This window comes from Micromonospora sp. B9E7, assembly GCF_039871815.1.
Taxonomy (GTDB): domain Bacteria; phylum Actinomycetota; class Actinomycetes; order Mycobacteriales; family Micromonosporaceae; genus Micromonospora.
The window spans coordinates 1-1,489 of sequence record NZ_JBDPLX010000049.1 but is presented as its reverse complement, the minus strand read 5'-3'; the positions used below and the strand labels follow the sequence as shown (position 1 = coordinate 1,489).

General features: G+C 67.2%; 1 protein-coding gene. It reads right to left on the bottom strand.

What is annotated here, in order from left to right; genetic code table 11:
- Positions 1-130: 130 nt before the first annotated feature.
- A complete protein-coding gene (locus ABGB10_RS33150) occupies positions 131-1,309 on the bottom strand; it encodes an IS701 family transposase (RefSeq protein WP_347664915.1) in 1,179 nt (392 codons plus the stop codon).
- Between the last annotated feature and the right edge of the window lie 180 nt (positions 1,310-1,489).

The window sequence follows — 1,489 nt, the reverse complement described above, 5'->3', positions numbered from 1 at the left end:
GCCTAGTACTCCAGCCGCACCTGGTGAAGTTCGAGTCTTCGCTGGTAGTGGGCTGTTCTGGCGCGGTACTGGTGTCGCCGTCGCCATCGTGACCATCGATGGACGTAGTCGAAGGGTCGGACGGTGGTGATCAGGTGTGCCAGGAGACGTCGGACCTCGCCGAGGGTGAGAGGAATGAGGTCATCATCGGACTCAGCGCCCCCTTTTTGGCCTGCGCGGCGGTGATGGCGAGGTAGGCGTGGGCGCACAGAACGAGAGTTATGTGCCGGTACCAGGCGTCGTACCGACGCACCTGATAGTGATCGAGGCCGACCTCGGTCTTGGCGGTCTGGAAGCACTCCTCGATCGCCCAACGGGTCCCGGCGACCCGGATCAGCTGCTCGTCTTGGGTGTCCGCGGGGCCGAAGCACAAGTAGTAGGCCAGGTCCGTGGGGTCGGTGATGCTGCGTCGGATCAGCAGCCAGTGGCCGTATCCGTCAACCGTGCCGGGCAGGGAGGCCACGGCCCAGTCGTAGAGTCGTGGTCCCTTGGCGCCGTCGCCGCAACTGCGCCGCTTCCACGCCAGGGCCGGCGCGTTGGCGGCGAGGACGTCCGGGCGGGAGCTGCCCACCGTGGTCGGGACCCGCTGGTTGCAGGGCACGGCAAGCACGTAGCCCATCCGGTGCTGCTGCAGCCAGGTCCGGAACTTCGAGTCCTGCCCGTATGCCTCGTCCGCGGTGACCCACCTCGCCGGCAGGCCGGCGGTGATGGCGCGTTCGAGCATCCGCAGGCCCAGCGCGGGCTTCGTGGCGAACCCGACGTTCGCTGCGATGCCGGCTTCCTCGCGGCGGGCAGCGTCGTCGCACCAGCCACGGGGCAGATACAACTCCCGGTCGATCAGCGTGCGCCCTTGCGGGCTGGCATAGGCCAGGAACACCCCGAGCTGGCAGTTCTCCGTCCGCCCGGCCGTGCCCGAGTACTGTCGCTGCACCCCGGCCGACTTGATGCCCTTCTTCAGGAAGCCGGTCTCGTCGACGATCAGCACCCCGTCGTCGTCGCCGAGGTGCTCGGACACGTAGGCGAACAGGTCATCGCGGACCGCGTCCGGGTCCCACGCCGACCGGTTAAGCAGCCGCTGCATCCGATCCGGCGTCGCGTCGCCCGCGGCCTCGGCCAGGGTCCAGCCGTTCTTGCTGGCCAGGGGTGACAACAACCCGACCAGGTAGGTCAGCGCCTGCCGGCGCGGCTCCGCCCGCCCGAACCGGTGCGCGAACCGCGCCAACAGATCATCCAGGCCCGCCCGCCAGCCCACAATCTCATCGATCAACACAAGCACGTGAGCCTGCCCGCACTGCGACTGGCCACATCAGACAGACAGTGCGACCACGCAAACCGCCGATCGAATAGCATCGACATTCGCAGCTGCGTGGCGGGCTCAACTCCGACATCGATCATTCCGATGAGCTGCTGAAACTTCAGATGAGGCAACTACGGCTGGAGTACTAGTACG